This window comes from Caballeronia sp. SL1002 (assembly GCF_057814995.1).
This window is the reverse complement of record NZ_JBYMUW010000002.1, coordinates 275,116-292,711: the sequence shown is the minus strand read 5'-3', so window position 1 is coordinate 292,711 and position 17,596 is coordinate 275,116. Positions and strand designations below refer to the sequence as shown.

Genomic DNA, 17,596 nt, shown 5'->3' with positions numbered 1-17,596 from the left:
CGCGGGGGAATCTGGAGCGTAACAGAGGGTCGATTTTGGGTTCTGTTGCGGTGCAGACTGCCGGGCGCTGAATCTGTTGCGGTTTTGCGCGCGCCGATACGCTGAGGGTGTTCGAACTCCTTGGTGGCGGTGGTGAGATGAAAGCGCAGAGCAGGTTATCGGCGGAGTGGGCGTTGGTGCCGGGGCAGGTGCGGATGGAGTTCGTCGAGGCGGGCGCGATGATTGTCGCGATCGATGGCGACGTGCGGGTCGCGGCGCGGGTCGCGGGGCGGGTCGTGCGTGAGGGCGAGTGCTGGGTGATCGACGAGCGCGGCGTGGTGAGCGTCGAAGCTGAAGGCGCGCGGAACGTGCGATGCGGCGTAATCGAGCCAGCGGGATTCTGGCCAGCGCTGCGGTCGCGCTGGCCGTTCGCGACGCGCGGGCGCGCCGTTCCGATGACAGGCTGACGCGAGATGCTACGCTACGCGGACTCACGCGAAGGAGTTCGCCATGAACGACGTCCGCCGTCTCGCCTGCTTGCGCATCGTGCTCGTGATCGTCGGGTTGATCGCGTTGGTCGCCTTCTATCCGCTGACGCTGCTATGGCCCGCCGGATGGGCCTGGGAATCCGGCCACGGCGGCCGCTCGGACTACCCGCTGATGATCGTCGGCATTTACGCGACGCTCGGCGTGTTTCTGCTGATCGCATCGCGCGATCCGCTCAGGCATCTGAGCCTGATCTGGTTCACGGTGTGGTCGAGCATCGTGCACGCCGCGATCATGGCCGCGCAGTCGTTCGGCGGCGAGGGGCATGGCGAACATTTGGGTCATCTGCTGGGCGATGTACCCGCGCTTTTTATTGCGGCGGCGGCGCTGGCTTTTTTTATGCCGCGTGGGGAGCGGGCGGGCGATGCTTCACGAAGCCCGCGCGGATAGCGGGCGCCCACTACGCCAACAAAACCCCCGCATGATGCGCCAGATGCTCCCCCACCACGGTAGCAATAAAGTAATACCCGTGGTCATACCCCTCATGCCGCCTCAGCGTCACCGGCTGCCCCGCCGCCTTCGCCGCCGCTTCGAACACCTCGGGCAATAACTGCTCGGCGAGAAACTGATCCGCCAGCCCCTGATCGATCAAAATCCCTTCCTTGAACCGCACCGGACCACTGCGCACAAGCTCGCTCGCGTCATACTGCTTCCAGCTCTCGCGATCCTCACCGAGATAGCCCGAAAACGCCTTCACGCCCCACGGACACTGCGACGGCGCGGCAATCGGCGCGAATGCCGAAACCGATCGATAAATCTCCGGATTCCTCAGCGCCAGCACGAGCGCGCCGTGTCCGCCCATCGAGTGGCCGAAGATCCCGAGCCGCTCGCCGTCCACGGGCAGTTCCGCCACCACCGCCTCGCGCAAATCCTGCGTGATATACGAATACATCCGATACCGCGCCGCCCAAGGCTCGCGCGTCGCATCGACGTAAAAGCCCGCGCCCACGCCGAAATCCCACGACGCGCTTTCGTTCGCCACGCCCGCGCCGCGCGGGCTCGTATCCGGCGAAATCAGCGCGATGCCGTGCTCCGCCGCGTAACGCTGCGCGCCCGCCTTGATCGCGAAGGTTTCCTCGGTACAGGTCAGCCCGGCCAGAAAAAACAGTCCCGGCACCGGCCCCGACGCGGCCTGCGGCGGCAGATACACGGAGAAGCGCATCGGCAAGCCGATCGCCTTCGAATCGTGCCGGTACGTGCGCTGCACGCCGCCAAACGAGCGATGTTCTTCCACGAGTTCGAGCATGATTTCTCCCGCTCAGTACAGCACGACGGAGCGGATCGACTCGCCCTTCTTCATCAGATCGAAACCTTCGTTGATGCGTTCGAGCGGCAGACGGTGCGTGATGAGATCGTCGATATTGATCTTGCCTTCCATGTACCAGTCGACGATCTTCGGCACATCCGTGCGGCCGCGCGCGCCGCCGAACGCCGAGCCTTTCCACTCGCGGCCGGTGACGAGCTGAAACGGTCGCGTCGAGATTTCCTCGCCCGCCGCCGCCACGCCGATGATGAACGACTGACCCCAGCCCTTGTGCGTGCATTCGAGCGCCTGACGCATCACCTTCGTATTGCCGATGCACTCGAACGAGTAATCCGCGCCGCCATCGGTGAGTTGCACGATGTAATCGACGACGTTCTCCACTTCGTTCGGATTCACGAAGTGCGTCATGCCGAACTTCTTCGCGAGTTCGACGCGGCCCGGATTCAGATCGACGCCGATGATCTTGTCCGCGCCGACCATCTTCGCGCCCTGGATCACGTTCAGCCCGATGCCGCCGAGCCCGAACACCACCACGTTCGCGCCCGCTTCCACCTTCGCCGAATATACGACCGCGCCGACGCCCGTCGTCACGCCGCAGCCGATGTAGCAAATCTTGTCGAACGGCGCGTCTTCTCGCACCTTCGCGACCGCGATCTCGGGCACCACGATGTAGTTCGAGAACGTGGACGTGCCCATGTAGTGGAACAGCGGCTTGCCGTCGATCGAAAAACGCGAGGTCGCGTCGGGCATCAGGCCGCGCCCTTGCGTCGAGCGGATCGCCTGGCACAGGTTGGTTTTGCGCGACAGGCAGAACTTGCACTGGCGGCATTCCGGCGTGTAGAGCGGAATGACGTGATCGCCCTTTTTCAGCGTGCCGACGCCCGGTCCCGTATCGACGATCACGCCCGCGCCTTCGTGGCCCAGGATTGCCGGAAAGATGCCTTCCGGGTCCGCGCCCGAAAGCGTGTAGTAATCCGTGTGGCAGATCCCCGTCGCCTTGACTTCGATCAGCACTTCACCGGCGCGCGGGCCTTCGAGATCGACTTCCTCGATGGTGAGCGGCGCACCGGCTTTCCATGCAATAGCGGCTTTGGTTTTCATGTTTCGACTCCAGTCGATAAGGTTCGGATTGGTCCGGCGCGCGCGCTCCGGCTGGTTTCAAAGCGCGTTCAGCACTTCGTAGCACGCGCCCATGGTGTGATAGTCGGTCTTGCCGGCGGGGCTTTTTTCGTCGCTGTACTGGCGGTTCTCGCGCGACAAAATGCGATACCACGCGCCGTATTTATGATCGACGAAATGCGCCCAGCTATAGTTCCACAGCCGTTCGTAATCGTTCCAGTACCGTGCTGCGGCGTCTGTGTCGCCCGCCTTCGCGGCGCGGTCCGCGAGCAGCGCGGCCGCCGCGAACGATTCGGCCTGCACCCAGAAATACTTGTCTTCGTCGTAGAACTGGCCTTGGCGGTCGAAGCCATAAACCATGCCGCCGTACTGCGCGTCCCACGACGATTCCATCGCGCGGTCGAACAGTTCGCGAGCGCGCGCGAGATGCCACGCTTCGGGCCGATGCCGGTCGAGAATCAGCAGCAGCTTCGCCCACTCGGTCTGATGACCCGGCTGAAAGCCCCACGGACGAAAGATATTGCTGCGATCGCCCTTGTTGTATTCCCAGTCGATCGACCAGTCCGGCTTGTAGTGCTCCCACACGAGTCCGCCGGCCAGCGCGGCCTGGCGATTCACCATGTTGTCGGCAAGGAGCGCCGCGCGATCCAGATAGCGCGCTTCGCCCGTCGCTTCGAATGCGGCGAGCAGCGCCTCGCACGTGTGCATGTTGGCGTTTTGTCCGCGATAGTCGGACACCTGCCAACCGGCGCTCGCTTCGTCCTTGTAGAGCCCGTGCGGCGCATCCCAGAAGTGCGTCTCCATCAGCGTCCAAGTTTCATCGAGATACGCGCGGGCTTCGTCGAAACCGGCTTCGACGGCCTTCGCGTACGCGAGCATCACGAACGCGAGGCCATAGCAATGATTGGTGGCGTCCGTCACGTCGCGGCCGTCGAGCGTCCACGCGTAGCCGCCGGTTTCCGGATTGCGGTGGAACTCGCGCAGGTAGTCGATGCCGTGCTGCACGCCGCCGCGATATTCGTCGAGGCCGAAGTGCTTGTACGCCATCGCGTAATTGAAGACGAAGCGCGTACTCGATACGAGATGGCGCGTGCGCCGGTCGTAGATCGTGCCGTCGTTCTTGTAGAAGTGATAGAAGCCGCCCGCGGGGTCGAGGCAATGCGGGTGATAGAACGTCATGGTGCGCAGCGCGTGATCGAGCAGGAACTCGCGCGAGCGGAAATCGGGATGGGATGGCGTGGCGTTTTCGTGTGCGGACATGACGGAGTTGAAGGTTTATGTCGTGGTTTTTTACCGCGCGCGCGCTTTTCAAGACGCGGGCGTCAGTGTAAGCGGTAAGCCGCGAACACGTCAGCGTCGACAGCAAGTTTCAGCGACCCGCGCCGGGTTCGATACCAGGAAAACGCATGGCGATCCGGGTCGATAAACGTCCAAACAGGGTCGAGAAAACCACGTCGAAAAAACTAAGGGAAAACGCGGAAAACGGCGGGTTAACCCGCTGCAACCGGGCAAACAGCGTAAAAACCACTATGTGGCGCCTCGCATAGACATCATAACGACGCATCAACGATTTGCGGCCGTTTGCCACACGGCACGCTTCGCCGATTATGGCTGCAACGCCCCGCCGACAGTGCTCCGGACGCCGCGCGCGAGGCTTTTCGGCCCGCTGCGCATATCCGCTCGCGGAGGCGCGGGATAGCAACGCGTGGGCTTGTTTAGCCCTTTTTAGGCGCTTACCTTGGAGGCCACTAAAACGGAACGAGTTGAAGGAGACACGATATGGCTTCGAACACGGTACATCCGTGCGACGAGCGGTTGCCGACAGGACAACTGCTTACGCTTGGCATTCAGCACGTCCTCGTGATGTACGCGGGGGCCGTCGCCGTTCCGCTGATCCTCGGCGCGGCGCTGAAACTGCCGAAGGACCAGATCGCGTTTCTCATTAGCGCCGATCTCTTTTGCTGCGGCATCGCCACGCTGATTCAAACGCTCGGCCTGTGGGTTTTCGGTATCCGCCTGCCGGTCATCATGGGCTGCACGTTCGCAGCGGTCGGCCCGATGATCGCGATCGGCACGAATCCGAGCCTCGGCATTCTCGACGTGTTCGGCTCGACCATCGCGGCGGGCGCGATCGGCATCGTGCTCGCGCCGATGATCGGCAAGCTCTTGCGCTTCTTCCCGCCGGTCGTGGTCGGCACGGTGATCACCGTGATCGGCCTCTCGCTGATGGGCGTCGGCATCAACTGGGCGGCGGGTGGCGTCGGCAGCCCGGACTACGGCAATCCGCTTTACTTGCTGCTCGCGTTCGTCGTGCTGATGCTGATCCTGCTCATCAACAAATTCGCGCGCGGTTTCGTCGCGAATATTTCGGTGCTGCTCGGCATGGTCGCGGGCTTCGTGATCGCGGCGGTGCTCGGTCGCGTGAACATGGACGGCGTCGCGCACGCGCCGTGGGTCGGCGTGGTGTTGCCGTTCCACTTCGGCCTGCCGCATTTCGACTCGCTCTCCATCGCGACGATGGTCATCGTCATGTTCGTCACGTTCATCGAATCGACCGGCATGTTCCTCGCGGTCGGCGACATGGTGGAGCGCCCGGTCGATCAAAAAGCGCTCGTGCGCGGCCTGCGGGTGGACGGACTCGGCACGCTGATCGGCGGCATTTTCAACTCGTTCCCGCATACGTCCTTCTCGCAGAACGTCGGGTTGATCGGCGTGACAGGCGTGAAAAGCCGCTTTGTCTGCGCGACGGGCGGCGTGATCCTCGTCCTGCTCGGCCTGTTCCCGAAGATGGCGCAAGTGGTGGCCTCGGTGCCGCCGTTCGTGCTCGGCGGCGCGGGCATCGTCATGTTCGGCATGGTCGCGGCGAACGGCATCAAGGTGCTGTCGAAGGTGGACTTCGTGAAGAACCATCACAACCTGTTCATCGTCGCGGTGAGCATCGGCCTGGGTCTCGTGCCGGTGGTCGCGCCGAAGTTCTTCTCGCAACTGCCGCACGCGCTCGAACCGATCCTGCACAGCGGCATTCTGCTGGCGTCGGTGTCGGCGGTGGTGCTGAATGTGATTTTCAACGGCGTGCGCAAGGAGCGCGAGGCGCGCTGCGAGATTCGCCGGACGGGCCATGATTTCGATGGCACGGCGAGCGCGGGCGAAGCGAAATAAACCCAAACTGCCAGCCGAAAGCTTTGAAAGCGCCGTGATGAAAATCACGGCGCTTTTTAATTTTCCGAAAGGATTTAGTTAGACTCGATTCGCGCTTTTTCGGTCTTTTACCCTTTTAATCATTAGGAAGCGCCAAAATCGCGAGAAAGCATCCTGTAATAATAATTCCATACAAAGTCCCTACATTGATGGATTCTTGACCCCACCCGAGAATCCACAAAATGAGCAAGAACCGCTACGCCAATCCTGCCGCAAGCTCGTCCACTTATACCGAACCGGATGACGACAACCCCAGCGCGAACCAGCATTTCACCGACATCCTGCAAACGCGCATCACGCGCCGCAAGACGATCTTGGGCGGCCTCTCGGCGACGACCGCCGCCCTGTTCGCTCCGCTTTCGCTATCGGCGTGCGGTGGATCGGACGACAACGACAACACGCCCGCCACGCCGACGCCCACCGTCAAAACGTCGCTCAACTTCCAGGCGGTCGGCCATAGCCTGGAGGACGTGGTGAAGGTGCCGGCGGGCTACAGCATCGGCGTGCTCTACACACTCGGCGATCCACAGCATTTCGGCGACGCGAGCTGGACGGGCAACGGATCGGAGACGGCGGAATCGTACGATCGCCGCGCGGGCGATCATCACGACGGCATGCGCTACTTCGGTCTCGCCGACGACGGCACCTACGCCGCGTCGCGTTCGGATCGCGGCGTGCTCTGCGTGAATCACGAGAACATCACCCAGGCGTATCTGCACGCGGCCGGACCGACCAGCGTCGCGGGCGTGCGGCCCGCCGCCGAAGTCGACAAGGAAGTGAACTGCCACGGCGTCAGCGTGCTGGAACTCAAGCGCTCGACCGGAAACGCGCTGCAGTACGTGCGCGGGTCGCGCCTCAACCGGCGTCTGACCGCCGCGAGCCATTTCGCGATCGAAGGGCCGGCGGCAGGCACGGCGCGCATGACGACGCTCTATTCCACCGACGGCCGCGCCACGCGCGGCACGGTGAACAACTGCGCGAACGGCTACACGCCGTGGGGCACGTATCTCACCTGCGAGGAAAACTGGGCGGGCTACTTCAAGCGCGTGGCCACCGACACTACCCGCGCCGATGCCGCCGGCCTTGACCGCTACGGCGTCAAGGCGGGCCAGTCGGGCAATTACGGCTGGAGCACGCCAACGGGCGATCTGTACCAGCGCTGGGACATCTCCGTCACGGCGGCAGCGGCTGCTACCGGCGACTACCGCAACGTGGCGAACACGTTCGGCTGGATCGTGGAAATCGATCCGTTCGACCCTGCGTCCACGCCCGTCAAGCGCACCGCGCTCGGACGCTTCGGCCACGAAGGCTGCCAGCCCGCGAATCCGGTCGAAGGCCAGCCGCTCGTGTTCTACATGGGCGACGACAGCCGCAACGAATACATCTACAAGTTCGTATCGAAAGCGCCGTATTCGGCGGCGGATCGCGGGCTCGCCGCCGGCGCGAAGTACCTGAACGAAGGCACGCTCTACGTTGCGCGCTTCAACGCCGACGGCTCCGGCAACTGGCTCGCGCTCGACATCGCGAACCCGCTGCTTGCGAGTTTCGCGAGCCTCGCGGATATCCTGATCGATACGCGCCGCGCCGCCGATCTCGTCGGCGCGACGAAGATGGACCGCCCCGAGTGGACCGCCGTGCATCCGGCGAACGGCGAGGTGTACGTGACGCTCACGAACGGCACCGCGTCCGTGCGTCCGCAAAGCGCGACCGACGCGGCCAACCCGCGCCCGGGCAACGTCAACGGACACATCTTGCGCTGGCGCGAGGCGAACGCACGCGCCGACGCCACGCAGTTCCAGTGGGACGTCTATCTGTTCGGGTCGCCGTCCGCGCAAAGCGCCGACTACAACCTCTCCGCGCTCACCGACAACAACGACTTCTCCAGTCCCGACGGCCTCTGGTTCGACTCGCGCGGCCTGCTGTGGATCGAAACCGACGACGGCGCGTACACCGGCACGACCAACTGCATGCTGCTCGCGGCGACGCCGGGCACGGTCGGCGATGGCGGCGCGGTCATGGCGGGCGGTGGCACGAAGACGTTCAAGGGCGCGAATCCCGGCGAGCAGAATCTGCGGCGCTTTCTGGTCGGGCCGAAGGAGTGCGAACTGACCGGCATCGCGATGACACCGGACAACAAGACGCTGATGGTGAACATCCAGCATCCGGGCGAAGGCGGCACGGCGAGCACGTTGACGAGCCACTGGCCGGACAGCCAGACCAACGCCGGCAGCGGCGCGCGTCCGCGCTCGGCGACGATCTTTATCACGAAGGACGACGGCGGGATGATCGGGGTTTAAGGTCGCGGGTTTAACGTCGCGGGGTTTAACGTCGCGGGTTTAGGTTCGCGGCGGTTAAGCTCGCGGGTCTAAACCTCGGCTCGGGCACACCGTTACACCCGACGAAAAAAAACCGCAGTCTCTTTCGAGACTGCGGTTTTTTATTACGCGAAAGAACCTGAAGCGTCAGCCCGGCACGCTGGCTTTCGCCACCGTCGCAGGCCGCGCCGCCGCGGCCGCACTCGAAGGCGCCGAAGCCGCCACGGGCGCGCTTGCGCTGTAGTCGACCGGGGCATCGGCGGGACGCGGTTGATCGCCCGAATGCTCGATCCATCCGCCGCCGAGCGACTGGTACAAGTCCACGAGGTTCGTCAGGCGCAACAGGCGAGCATTGATCAGCAACTGCTGCGCCGTGTACAGGTTGGTTTGCGCCGTCAGGACCGCCAGATAGTTGTCCACGCCATTGCGATAACGCAGGTCCGACAACTCCAGGCTGCGGCTCTGCGAACCGGTATAGCGTTCGAGCGCGCGGATCTGGTCGTCGTAGGTGCCGCGCGCTGCCAGACCGTCCGCCACTTCGCGGAACGCCGTCTGGATGGTCTTCTCGTAGTTCGCGATTTCGATCCGCTTCTGCACCTGCGCGAGATCGAGATTGGCGACGTTCGTGCCGCCCTCGAAGATCGGCAGCGAAATCTGCGGCGCGAACGACCACGCAGCGGAACCCGGCTTGAAGAGACCGCCGAGCGTCGGCGAAAGCGTGCCGAAGCTGCCGGTCAGCGAAATGGTCGGGAAGAATGCCGCCCGTGCCGCGCCGATATTCGCGTTCGCCGCGAGCAGCGTCTGCTCGGCAGCGGCGATATCGGGACGGCGCGTCAGCAGATCCGACGGCAAGCCGGCCGGAATATCCGAGAGCAGGTTCTGACTGTCGAGCGGCAAGCCCGACGGCAAATCGTCCGGCAACGGCTGGCCGACCAGCAGCACGAGCGCGTTTTCAGCCTGCGCCCGCAGACGCAACTGCGACTGCAGATTCGCCGCGGCCTGTTCCAGAATGCCCTGCGATTGCCGCACGTCCAGTTCCGATCCCACGCCGTTCTCGAACTGCAGGTTCGTGATCCGGAACGACTCCTGCGCCGTCTTCAGCGTATTGCGGGTAACGGTGAGCTGATCGTCGTAGGCGAGCATCGTCAGATACTGGTCCGCCACCGACGACACCAGCGAGATTTCCGCCGCCTTGCGGTTCTGCGCGATTGCGAAGAACTGGTCGAGAGCCTGTTCCTTCAGGCTGCGAATCCGCCCGAAGAAGTCGATTTCCCACGACGCGTTCACCCCGACCGAATACTGGTTCGAGATCGTCTGGTCGAAGAACGACAGGTCGCGCGGCGTGCGCGACTTGCTCTGGCTCCCGACCGCGTTGAGCGTCGGGAACAGCCCGGCGCGCGTGATCTGAAACTGCGCGCGCGCGGCTTCCACGTTCAGCACCGACACGCGCAGATCGCGGTTGTTCTTCAACGCAAGTTCGACGATCTGCTGCAGCCGCTGATCGACGAAGAAATCGCGCCAACCGATCTCCACCGCCGGTTTCGCGTCCGCCGAATGGCCCTGGCTCGCCGGGGAAGCGGCGGTCGGCTGGTTATCGTAGATGCCGCCCGCCGGGAAGCTCTGCGTGACCGGCGCGGCAGGCCGGTCGTACTTCGGGATCATCGTGCAGCCCGCCGCGAAAATCGCCACGGCGGTTGCCATCAAGGAGTGTTTAAGCATCTCAGTGTCCTTCCTTGGCCGCGCCGTCTTCGTTGTGACCCGGGCCTTCGATATCGGCGTGCGTGCCGGGCGTCGGCGTGTCCTTCGACTTGCTGAACTTGCTGATCACGACAAAGAACATCGGGATCATGAAAATCGCTAGGAAGGTCGCCGTCAGCATCCCGCCGATCACGCCGGTACCGATCGCGTGCTGGCTCGCCGAACCCGCGCCGTTACTGATGGCAAGCGGCAGCACACCGAGAATGAACGCGAGCGACGTCATCAGAATCGGACGCAGCCGCAGCCGCGCCGCTTCCACCGCCGCTTCGACCGTGCCCATGCCCTGCATGCGCAGTTCGCGGGCGAATTCCACGATCAGAATCGCGTTCTTCGCCGACAGTCCCACCGTGGTCAGCAAGCCGACCTGGAAGAACACGTCGTTTTCCAGCCCGCGCAGCGTGGCCGCGAGCAGCGCGCCGAGCACGCCGAGCGGCACCACCATGATGACCGAGAACGGGATCGACCAGCTTTCGTACAGCGCCGCGAGACACAGGAACACGACGAGGATCGAGATGCCGTACAGCACCGGCGCCTGCGAACCCGACTGGCGTTCCTGATACGACAGACCCGTCCATTCGTAGCCGATACCCGCCGGCAACTTGGCCGCGATCGCTTCGATCGCCGTCATGGCCTGACCCGTCGATTTACCCGGCGACGCCGCGCCCTGGATTTCCACCGCGGAAATACCGTTGTAGCGTTCCAGCTTGGGCGAACCGTAGATCCACTCGCCCGAACCGAACGCGCCGAACGGCACCATTCCACCCGCCGAATTGCGCACGTACCAGTTGTTCAGGTCTTCCGGGTTCATGCGGAACTTCGCATCGCCCTGCACGTAGACCTTCTTGATCCGGTTATCGACGTCGAGGAAGTTGTTCACGTACGACGATGCCCACGCGATCGAGAACGTCTGGTCGATATCGGCCGTCGTGATGCCAAGCGCGTTCGCCTTCTCGCGATCCACGTTCACCTTGAACTGCGGCGTGTCGTTCAGGCCGTTCGGACGCACCTGCGCGAGCGACGGATCCTTCGCGGCCATGCCGAGCAGCATATTGCGCGCTTCCATCAGCTTCGCGTGGCCGACGCCCGCGCGATCCTGCAGCTCGAAGTCGAAGCCCGACGCCGTGCCGAGTTCAGGAATGGACGGCGGATTCACCGGGAACACCATCGCGTCCTTATAGCCCGCGAAGTGTCCGAACATCCGGCCGACCAGCGCCTGCACCTTCTGGTTCGACGACTGGCGCTCGCCGTAGTCCTTCATCCGCACGAACACGAGACCCGAGTTCTGGCCGCGGCCGGCGAAGCTGAAGCCGTTCACCGTGAACACCGCTTCCACGATGCTCTTTTCGTCGTTCAGCAAGTAGTGGCTGACGTCGGCAAGCACCTTGGCCGTGCGTTCCTGCGTCGAGCCGACCGGCGCCTGAACCAGCACGAACATCGTGCCCTGGTCTTCGTCCGGCAGGAACGACTTCGGCAGGCGCACGAACAGCATCCCCACCGCCACGATCACCACCAGATAGATGATGAGCCAGCGGCCCGAACGCCGGATGACGTGCTCCACACCGCCGTGATACTTCTTCTGGCTCTTTTCGAAGGTCCGGTTGAACCAGCCGAAGAAGCCCTTCTTCTCCTCGTGATGGCCCTGCGGGATCGGCTTCAGGATGGTCGCGCACAGCGCCGGCGTCAGAATCAACGCGACGAGCACGGACAACACCATCGCCGCCACGATCGTGAGCGAGAACTGCCGGTAAATCGCGCCGACCGAACCACCCGAGAACGCAACCGGCACGAACACCGCCGACAGCACGAGCGCCACGCCGATCAGCGCGCCGGTGATCTGGTCCATCGCCTTGCGGGTCGCGTCGCGTGGAGACAGCCCTTCCTCGGCCATCACCCGCTCGACGTTTTCCACCACCACGATCGCATCGTCCACCAGCAAGCCGATGGCGAGCACCAGCCCGAACATGGAAAGCGTGTTGATCGAGAAGCCGACGATCGACATGATCGCGAACGTGCCGAGCAGCACGACCGGCACGGCGATGGTCGGAATCAGCGTCGCCCGCAGGTTCTGCAGGAACAGATACATCACGAGGAACACCAGCACGATGCCTTCGATCAGCGTCTTGACCACTTCCTCGATGGACAGCTTCACGAACGGCGTCGTGTCATACGGATACTTCACCGACAGCCCGTGCGGGAAGTACTTCGACAGGTCGTCGATCTTCTGGCGAACCAGCTTCGCCGTCTGCAGCGCGTTCGCGCCCGTGGCGAGCTGAATACCGAAGCCGGCGGTCGGCTGACCGTTGTACTTAGTGTCGAAGTTGTAGTTCTCGCCGCCCAGATCGATATGCGAGACGTCCTTCAGGCGAACCTGCGAGCCGTCCGTGTTCACCTTCAGCAGGATGTTGCCGAACTGCTCGGGCGTCTGCAGCAGCGTGGCTTCCGTGATGGTCGCCTGCAGCATCTGGCCCGGCACCGACGGCGTGCCGCCGAGACCGCCGCCCGCCACCTGCACGTTCTGCGCGGTGATCGCGGTCTTCACGTCCACCGGCGTCAGGCCGTAGTTCGTGAGCTTGGTCGCGTCGAGCCAGATCCGCATCGCGTACTGCGAGCCGAACAGCGTGACCGTGCCGACCCCGTCGATCCGGCTGACCGGATCCTGGATCTTCGACGCCACGTAGTTCGCGAGGTCGTACTTGTTCATGCTGCCGTCTTCGGAGGTGAACGCCATCACGAGCAAGAAGCTGCTGCTCGATTTGGTCACCTTCGTGCCGTTTTGCTGCACGGCCGACGGAAGCAGCGGCGTCGCGAGCTGCAGCTTGTTCTGCACCTGCACCTGCGCGATGTCCGGATTGGTCCCCGCCGCGAACGTCAGCGTAATGGTGGCCGTGCCGGAATCGTCACTGGTGGAGGACAGATACAGCAAGTGGTCGAGACCGCTCATCTGCTGCTCGATCACCTGCGTCACGGTGTTTTCCACCGTGCTCGCCGATGCCCCCGGATACGTCGCGCTGATCTGAATGGCCGGCGGCGCGATCGTCGGATACTGCGCGATCGGCAGGTTGAAGATCGAAGCGATCCCCGCCAGCATCAGAATAATGGCGATCACCCACGCAAAAATCGGGCGATCGATAAAGAACTTTGCCATGAAACAGGCTCCCTGTTATTACGCGCCGGATGCAGCGGAGGCCGGAGCCGCGCCGGATGCGCCGCTTGCCGCGGGAGCCGCGGCCGCTTGTGCGCCCGATGCCGGCTGCGCGGGCGACTGCGCTTCCACCGGCTTCACCGTCATGCCGGGCTTCACTTTCTCCACGCCGTTCACGACCACGCGATCACCCGGATTCAGGCCACTGTCGACCACCCAGTTGCTGCCGTAGGTCGCGGAGGTCACGAGATTGCGTTGCGAGACCTTGTTGTCCGCATCGACCACGAGCGCGACCGGCTGGCCCTTCTGGTCGTGCGTCACGCCGATCTGCGGCACGACGATCGCCTTGTTGTTCACGCCTTCGTCGATACGCGCATGCACGAACATGCCCGGCAGCAGCACGCGGTCCTTGTTCGGGAAAATGGCGCGCACGGTCACGGAACCCGTGCCCTGATCGACGCTCACGTCCGAGAACTGGAGCTTGCCGCTCTCGCTGTAGTTGCGGCCGTCTTCCAGTTGCAGCGTGACTTTCGCCGCGTTGATGCCGCTCGTTTGCAGGCGCCCTTCCTGGATTTCGCGGCGCAGCTTGAGGCCGTCCACGCTCGATTGCGTCAAGTCCACGTAGACCGGGTCCAGTTGCTGGACGGTCGCGAGGAGCGTCGCCGCGCTCGCCTGCACGTACGCGCCCGGCGTGACCTGCGACAGGCCGATCCGGCCGGTGATCGGCGAGACGACGTCGGTGTAGCCGAGGTTGATCTGCGCGGTATCGACTGCCGCCTTGCCCGACGCGACATCCGCGACGGCCTGGCCTTGCGCCGCGACGGCGTTGTCGTAGTCCTGCTTGCTCACGGCGTTCGCCGCGACCAGCACCTTGTAGCGCGCGGTCAACGCGTTTTGCGTCGTGACATTGGCTTGCGCCTTCGCGAGCGACGCCTTCGCGCTGTTCAGCGTGGCGATGTACGGCGCCGGATCGATCTTGTAGAGACGCTGGCCGGCTTTCACGTCGGCGCCTTCGGTGAATTCGCGGCGCAGCACGATTCCGTCGACACGCGCACGCACTTGCGCGTTCAGGAACGCGCTGGTGCGGCCGGGAAGATCGGTCGTCACCGGCACCGTGGTGGGCTGGACGGTAACGACGCCGACTTCAGGCGTCTGGGGCGGCGGTGCCGATTGTTTTTGTCCGCAGGCTGCAAGAATCACGGCAGCCGTCGCGGCACTGATTAAGCGGAATGGAACCCGTTCGACGCGCATGGAGCGACCTCTGTCAAAGACTGAGAGTGAAGTGAGTCCGCGGCCGCTTTCTACGAGCGGGCCGCGTGTAAGCGTAGTGAGACGCTGACCGATATCCGGCACAGAACACGCTCGGTATCCGGCCAGTCATTCGCGCGCGTTCGCCACGCCAGGGAGGCGCCACGATGCCGCAGGGGAGTGAATCCGGGCGGCGATTACGGAGCGTGCGAATAAAAAGCTGTGTCGGATATTAACCGGTCAACGCTGCTTGGGCTATCGGTGGTCGGATGGTATTGTATATACATTCACGAATGAATGTAAAAGAGACGATCGTTCGCCCTTTGGCACGCCGTGAGGGGATTCGTCTCCCTCATATCGACGCCGATGTACAAACCTTCGACATTGTTGCGCCGCAATAAGTTAAATAGCTGTTTTTGAAAGCATTTTCAAGATGGAGCGGGCGGGAACCGGACGCTATGGTCAGACGAACAAAAGAAGAAGCGCTTGAGACGCGCAACCAGATCCTCGACGCGGCGGAACGGGTTTTTTTTGAAAAAGGCGTATCGCGGACGTCGCTCGCCGACATCGCGCACGCTGCCGGCGTCACGCGTGGCGCGATCTACTGGCATTTCGCCAATAAAGGCGATTTGTTCACGGCCATGTTCGACCGCAGCCTGCTGCCGCTCGACGAACTGGTCGCCGCGACGCTCGATCCGAAAGAAGCCGATCCGCTCGGCCGGCTTCGTTATATTTTTATCTGGTGCATGCGCAATATCGCGCTCGACGACCAGCGCCGGCGCGTGTTCGACATCCTTTTTCTGAAGTGCGAGTTCGTCGAGGAAATGGGGCCGGTGCGCGAGCGCCACCAGAACAACATGCGCGAGGGAATCGAGAATATCGAGGCCGGCTTGCGCAACGCGGTCGATAAAGGCCAGCTTCCGGCGCGGCTCGATACGCGTCACGCGACCACGCTGCTGCACGCGCTGTTCACGGGCATCCTGCGCGACTCGCTGATGCTGCCCGAAAGCGTGGATCTGGAAAAAGACACGGAACGGCTGATCGACGCGTGCTTCGACACCATGCGATACAGCCCGCACATGCTGCGGCCTGAGCCAACTAGCTAAACGCTAATTCAACCCGACGTGCTGCGCGAAATACGCGAACAGCGCGACGCAGGCGAGCATCGTAGCCCACGCCCAGCCCGGCAGGCCGAGCGGATGCGGATCGTGGGAATGATCGTGATCGTGATGCCCGAACGCATGGCCGAGACGGTGACGCAGGACGCCGCTTCCCGCGGTCTCGGCAGCCGTGGCGCGCGGCAGCGAACCCACGCGGCGCGCGAACGACCCGGACATCACGCTCGGCCGCAGAAATACGTGACGCCGCGCCGTCGCGTTAGTCTCGCACTCGCCCGGCTCGCCGTGCTTCGCTCGCACCACTTCGCAGAATTCGGAGAAAAATTCGTCGGCAGCCTGGCGCAGCGCATTTTCTATCTGCCGCGACGGCAATCCGGCCAGCGGGCCGCTGACCGTCGCCCACACCGTGTAGTCGATCCAGGTCGCCGCGCCGCCCGCATCCGGCGTCAGCGCGACCGCGATCTGTCCGCGCAGCGAACCGACGCCCTCGCCGCGCGCCTTGAAGCTCAAGGTATGCGCATCGACGGACGCATTCGCGTTCGCGTGCGCCGTCGCCCGCGTCTCGCCCGCCGTGTGCGCGCGGATTTCGTAGCGCGATCGCAACGCGCCGAGCGGAATGGTCACGGTGAGCGCGTACTCGCCGCTTGGCAGCAAAACAAACGATTCGCAATTGTCGAGACTCGCGCGTAACAGCGCGAGGTCGCCGAGCGCCTCGCGAACGTGAACGGGATCGAGCGGAATGCGCAGCGCGTCGGTGATTTCCATCCCGGCCTCCCACAGGCAAGACGGTGATCGTGCGTTCTTGATGCGGCCCTTTCAAGCGTGCTGCGCTAAGACGTGACGTCGATACGATCGACCCGCGACGGATAGAACGCGAGAAAACCCTTGATCTGCTCGGCGCCGTCGATTGGATTTTCGTAGCTCCAGACCGCGTCTTCGACCGGCCCGTCTTCCGTCAGCAGATGGTAGTAAGTGGCTTCGCCCTTGAACGGGCAATGCGAGGTGTGTTCCGAACGCGCGAGGCGCGCCATGTTGACATCGCCGCGCGGGAAATAGAGGACAGGCGGCAATCCGCTCTCGGCGAGCGTCAGCGATTCGTGGGTATCCGCGTAAGTGACGCCCTGATGGATCACCCTTGCACGCCTCGGGTTCAGCGTGATCTCGATGCGGTGAGCGGTGTGCTGCGTGTCGGCGTTCATCGTGGTGCGCTCCCGGTTCGGCTGAGAGAAAACGAGGCCACAGGCGTCGAGGCTGCGAACGTGTTCGCCGCGCACCCCGGCACAAAAAAAAGCCACGGGCGACGACGCCCGTGACTTTCATTATGAGACAAACCGGGCTCGCTTGTGTGCGCAGTTGCACGTTAAGTCCGCGGGTTTATTTCCAGGTCGGAATCGGGTCGGAATCGGGTCGGACTTACTGGATATTCCAGTGATAAGACACTTTTGCCTTACCGTTTCCGGCAACGGTTACGGCGCGCTGCTGCTCCTGATCCTTGTATTTCGCATACACGGTGTAGCGGCCCGGGCGCAGCTTGACGAGCATGTAGGGGCCCATCGCCTCGGTGTTCAGCACTTCGGCCTGATGCGCGTCGGTCACGCGCACGTGCACGCCGGAAAGGTAGTCGCTCGTGGGACCGGTAAACCGCAAGGACAGCGGCCACTGGTTCTGCGCGCCCAGCAATGCCTTCGATTCGTCCAGGCCGACGCCGCCCGATGTGTACGACACATCGCCCTGCTGCTGGACTTGCGGCAGACCGCCGCCGTTCGTGTTGCCGGCGCTACTCATGTCGTTCGTACCGGCGCTCGATGCCTGCGCCCACGCGCCGCTGGCTGCGGTCATCGCGAGCAAGGTGGAGACGGTGACGGCGATCAGCTTGCCGCTGGTTTTCTGGATCATTGTGGTGGCTCCT

Annotated in this window: 15 protein-coding genes; 5 read left to right on the top strand and 10 right to left on the bottom strand. The window is 63.5% G+C overall.

Translation table 11 applies throughout. The features are described 5' to 3' along the window. The first annotated feature begins 137 nt into the window (after positions 1-137). Positions 138-446 (top strand): hypothetical protein, encoded by a 309-nt coding sequence (locus AC3D25_RS04240; RefSeq protein WP_488887226.1) that lies wholly within the window; start codon positions 138-140, stop codon positions 444-446. A gap of 43 nt (positions 447-489) precedes the next feature. Beyond that, positions 490-915, top strand: coding sequence for a DUF6632 domain-containing protein (locus AC3D25_RS04235; protein WP_488887225.1), 426 nt, complete (start codon positions 490-492; stop codon positions 913-915). A gap of 10 nt (positions 916-925) precedes the next feature. Here the strand turns inward: AC3D25_RS04235 and fghA are convergent, their stop codons facing one another. The 4 genes from fghA to AC3D25_RS04215 all read right to left on the bottom strand — a co-directional run bounded on the left by fghA (position 926) and on the right by AC3D25_RS04215 (position 4,496). Continuing rightward, positions 926-1,771: an S-formylglutathione hydrolase gene (gene fghA, locus AC3D25_RS04230; RefSeq protein ID WP_488887224.1), complete on the bottom strand. Its 846-nt coding sequence runs from the start codon at positions 1,769-1,771 to the stop codon at positions 926-928. A gap of 12 nt (positions 1,772-1,783) precedes the next feature. Beyond that, complete coding sequence (locus tag AC3D25_RS04225) at positions 1,784-2,890, bottom strand: S-(hydroxymethyl)glutathione dehydrogenase/class III alcohol dehydrogenase (protein ID WP_488887223.1); 1,107 nt, start codon at positions 2,888-2,890, stop codon at positions 1,784-1,786. Positions 2,891-2,947: 57 nt separating this feature from the next. Then, complete coding sequence (locus tag AC3D25_RS04220; RefSeq protein WP_488887222.1) at positions 2,948-4,168, bottom strand: AGE family epimerase/isomerase; 1,221 nt, start codon at positions 4,166-4,168, stop codon at positions 2,948-2,950. Between the two features lie 109 nt (positions 4,169-4,277). After that, on the bottom strand, positions 4,278-4,496 hold the full coding sequence (locus AC3D25_RS04215) for a hypothetical protein (protein WP_488887221.1): 219 nt from the start codon (positions 4,494-4,496) through the stop codon (positions 4,278-4,280). Positions 4,497-4,687: 191 nt separating this feature from the next. Here AC3D25_RS04215 and AC3D25_RS04210 point away from each other — a divergent pair, with 191 nt between their 5' ends. Both AC3D25_RS04210 and AC3D25_RS04205 read left to right on the top strand, forming a co-directional pair. Next, positions 4,688-6,067, top strand: a complete 1,380-nt coding sequence (locus tag AC3D25_RS04210) for a nucleobase:cation symporter-2 family protein (RefSeq protein ID WP_488887220.1) — start codon at positions 4,688-4,690, stop codon at positions 6,065-6,067. 221 nt (positions 6,068-6,288) lie between these two features. Further along, the gene (locus tag AC3D25_RS04205) at positions 6,289-8,403 is read left to right on the top strand and encodes a PhoX family protein (RefSeq protein WP_488887219.1); all 2,115 of its coding nucleotides are present in this window, start codon (positions 6,289-6,291) and stop codon (positions 8,401-8,403) included. Positions 8,404-8,568: 165 nt separating this feature from the next. Here the strand turns inward: AC3D25_RS04205 and AC3D25_RS04200 are convergent, their stop codons facing one another. From AC3D25_RS04200 to AC3D25_RS04190, 3 genes are read right to left on the bottom strand one after another with little or no spacing between them, the layout of a single operon-like run. Then, positions 8,569-10,140: an efflux transporter outer membrane subunit gene (locus AC3D25_RS04200; protein WP_488887218.1), complete on the bottom strand. Its 1,572-nt coding sequence runs from the start codon at positions 10,138-10,140 to the stop codon at positions 8,569-8,571. A gap of 1 nt (position 10,141) precedes the next feature. Further along, entirely contained in the window at positions 10,142-13,324 is a 3,183-nt protein-coding gene (locus AC3D25_RS04195; RefSeq protein ID WP_488887217.1) for an efflux RND transporter permease subunit, read from the bottom strand. An 18-nt stretch (positions 13,325-13,342) separates the two neighbouring features. After that, the gene (locus tag AC3D25_RS04190) at positions 13,343-14,572 is read right to left on the bottom strand and encodes an efflux RND transporter periplasmic adaptor subunit (protein WP_488887216.1); all 1,230 of its coding nucleotides are present in this window, start codon (positions 14,570-14,572) and stop codon (positions 13,343-13,345) included. A 455-nt stretch (positions 14,573-15,027) separates the two neighbouring features. Between AC3D25_RS04190 and AC3D25_RS04185 the strand changes: the two genes are divergently transcribed. Further along, positions 15,028-15,675: a TetR family transcriptional regulator gene (locus AC3D25_RS04185; RefSeq protein WP_488887215.1), complete on the top strand. Its 648-nt coding sequence runs from the start codon at positions 15,028-15,030 to the stop codon at positions 15,673-15,675. A 3-nt stretch (positions 15,676-15,678) separates the two neighbouring features. Here the strand turns inward: AC3D25_RS04185 and AC3D25_RS04180 are convergent, their stop codons facing one another. From AC3D25_RS04180 to AC3D25_RS04170, 3 genes are all read right to left on the bottom strand, one after another. Beyond that, positions 15,679-16,452 (bottom strand): SRPBCC family protein, encoded by a 774-nt coding sequence (locus AC3D25_RS04180; RefSeq protein ID WP_488887214.1) that lies wholly within the window; start codon positions 16,450-16,452, stop codon positions 15,679-15,681. A 65-nt stretch (positions 16,453-16,517) separates the two neighbouring features. After that, positions 16,518-16,886: a DUF427 domain-containing protein gene (locus AC3D25_RS04175; protein WP_488887213.1), complete on the bottom strand. Its 369-nt coding sequence runs from the start codon at positions 16,884-16,886 to the stop codon at positions 16,518-16,520. Positions 16,887-17,100: 214 nt separating this feature from the next. Further along, a complete protein-coding gene (locus tag AC3D25_RS04170; RefSeq protein WP_488887212.1) occupies positions 17,101-17,583 on the bottom strand; it encodes a carboxypeptidase regulatory-like domain-containing protein in 483 nt (160 codons plus the stop codon). Between the last annotated feature and the right edge of the window lie 13 nt (positions 17,584-17,596).